The sequence below is a fragment of the Actinomycetota bacterium genome, from assembly GCA_030650795.1.
In the GTDB taxonomy this organism is placed as follows: domain Bacteria; phylum Actinomycetota; class Actinomycetes; order S36-B12; family S36-B12; genus UBA11398.
The window spans coordinates 1-2,454 of the sequence record JAUSDJ010000013.1 but is presented as its reverse complement, the minus strand read 5'-3'; the positions used below and the strand labels follow the sequence as shown (position 1 = coordinate 2,454).

Sequence of the window (2,454 nt, the reverse complement as noted above, 5' to 3'; positions counted from 1 at the left end):
GGGCATGACCTCTCCTTGCCGAAAGGTCAACAGTATCCCGATACAATGCAAGATGCAAGCGATTATACGTCACTGTACTTATAAACACGACCACTTAGCAGCGGCCTGCGAGTTTGTCACAGGTCGGTTTGACTTGGATCTCGGAGTGTGGGATCTGGCGCGAGACCCCTTGCTACGAAGAACGTTGCTGAAGCCCGAGGATCTCAACGAGCCTGAGGATCGAGCGATTGAGGCCCCAGCGGAGCTGGCCGATTCGATCTCGGAGTACGAATGGAAATGGGCCGCAGGGGAACGGGACGTGTGGGGGCCGTATGAGAGTGCTGGGCGAACCGCGTTGCACGACAACCTTTGGCCAATGCTCGAAGCGGAATCGTGGCAGGTGGGCGAGAAGGGGAGACACTACTTCCTGCAGCTCGGCCCGAACGTCAAGGTGCATGCCGAGTGGGAGGCGCAGCCGCTGCTCTCTTATTCAATCCAGATCCACAGGAAGCAATGCTTGCTCCGGCTCATCCACCCACGACAAGGCTTCTCCCTGCTTAGGATCGAGCCCTATCTGAGAGAGAACGCTTCGGTTCTCGTGGGGGCGACCGGGAGGGGACCGGAAGGCGATGTTGTGTTGCGACTCCCGGGGCACGGTCTCGACGAAGATATGCCGGATTGGGCGGTTGGCCTTGGCCTGATCAAGAGAGCTATCGCTGCGTTAGAACCGACCATAAGCGGTCTACTCGAGGATGCCTCGAAGAGACTTCAGGCTGAGCGCGACCGAGCTGCGAAGCAGCGGGAATTCGAAAGAACCCGCCCCGAAAGGCAGCGGCATGAAATTGCGCGGCGAACAGCGTTGCACAACAGCCTCTGGCCAATCCTTAAGATGGAAGCATGGCAAATTGAGCCTGGCAGGGAGCATTCAGGCTACTTCTTGCCGCTCGGCCCGAACGTCAAGATCCATTCCTTCGTGAACCCGCGGCCGGTGCTTTTCTATGCAATCCATGTCCACAAGAAACACTCGGTACTCCGGCTGCTGCACCCGCTAGAACATCTCTTCAGAGGTAAGATCGAGCCCTACCTTCAAGGAAACGCCTCGATCCTCACACAGGTGATCGGGAAGGAACCGAAGGATGATCTCGTGCTAGGCCTACCCGGTCATGGATGGGACGACGAGGGGACCGACTGGGCGGCTGGCCTAAGTGGTCTAGTTCGGAAATTCGATGACGTATCTTAGGCACAACGAACCAACGGAGCATTGGGAAGCGCAAGCTTGGCGAGGAGTCGTGCAAGGTCCTGCCGCGTGTATTTCCAGTCAAAGGGCTTGGCAGTCTGCTGGTAGCGATCCTGAAACGCGAGAATGCTGTCCTCGAGGGCAGTGAGGGAATTGAAGGCATTCGGCCGGAGCACCTTGCGCTCGAGGATCGAGAAATAGATTTCAATCTGATTGAGCCAACTGGCATGAATTGGCAGGTGCACGAGGATGAGATTTGGCCAGCACTTCGCCAGACGCTGGACCGCGGCCTTGCCGCGGTGCGATGATCCGTTGTCAACGATCCAGAACACGCGCTCTGCCGAGGCATACGGCTCTTGGCTCATCACGTCCGTGACCAGGCGGCCGAAGGGCACAAGGCCGCTCTTCGGCTCGCACCGGCCGAAAAGTCTGGCGCGTTGCACATCCCAGGCGGCCAGATAGACCAAGGCACCGGCACGATCGTACTCATGCTCCACGCGCATCGGCTGTCCGGCTTGCGGCGGCTCACTCGCATGAGTCCTCAACCGAGCCTGAATGCTCGTTTTCTCGTCAGCGCTGATGACGTAGTCACTGTCCCCGAGCGGTGCGCCGCACCACACACCATGATAGAGGTCAAGGACGCGCCCCGCCTTCACTGCGAACTCCGGATCCCGGGGGAATATCCAGCTGCGATGGTACCACGGGCGAATCGCTTCGCGGTCGAGCCAGCGCCAGATCGTCGCCCCGCTGATCGAGCCAACGATTCCGCGCTCGACGACGACACGCGCGAGTTCACGAATGCTGTAGCGCGAGAGCGGAACGCCGCTCTCGGCCGGCAACTCACAAGCGAGCGCCTTTACCTGAACGACGACGCGAGGGGGAAAAACCGGGCGGACGCCCGGAGCGCGGTTCATCCTCCAAGCCATCGAGGCGTCGTTTGTAGAAGCGCTTGCGCCACTTGCTCACCACCTGCCGCGGCAATTCGAGCCGGGCGGCGATCTCCTGATTCTCGAGGCCGAGCGCCGCGTAGAGGACTATCCTGGCGCGCACAACTTGGAAATACGGTGCCGTATATCGGCTGGCCAGTGCTTCGAGATGTTCCAATTCCTCCCTGGACAGCAGAATCGTGTACGGGCTGCGTCTGGGCATGACCTCTCCTTGCCGAAAGGTCAACAGTATCCCGATACAATGCAAGATGCAAGCGATTATACGTCACTGTACTTATAAACACGACCACT

General features: G+C 59.2%; 3 protein-coding genes. 1 reads left to right on the top strand and 2 read right to left on the bottom strand.

What is annotated here, in order from left to right:
• Positions 1-184: 184 nt before the first annotated feature.
• Positions 185-1,219, top strand: coding sequence for a hypothetical protein (locus Q7L55_03690; protein MDO8731661.1), 1,035 nt, complete (start codon positions 185-187; stop codon positions 1,217-1,219).
• Here Q7L55_03690 and Q7L55_03685 read toward each other — a convergent pair.
• Positions 1,216-2,055, bottom strand: a complete 840-nt coding sequence (locus tag Q7L55_03685) for an IS630 family transposase (protein ID MDO8731660.1) — start codon at positions 2,053-2,055, stop codon at positions 1,216-1,218. The two genes, Q7L55_03690 and Q7L55_03685, sit on opposite strands and share 4 nt — an antisense overlap.
• A 1-nt stretch (position 2,056) precedes the next feature.
• Positions 2,057-2,365, bottom strand: a complete 309-nt coding sequence (locus Q7L55_03680; protein MDO8731659.1) for a helix-turn-helix domain-containing protein — start codon at positions 2,363-2,365, stop codon at positions 2,057-2,059.
• Positions 2,366-2,454: the final 89 nt, after the last annotated feature.

Coding starts and splice junctions, on each gene's coding strand:
- Q7L55_03680 (MDO8731659.1), bottom strand. CDS start 2,365: ATGCCCAGACGCAGCCCGTACACGATTCTGCTGTCCAGGGAGGAATTG.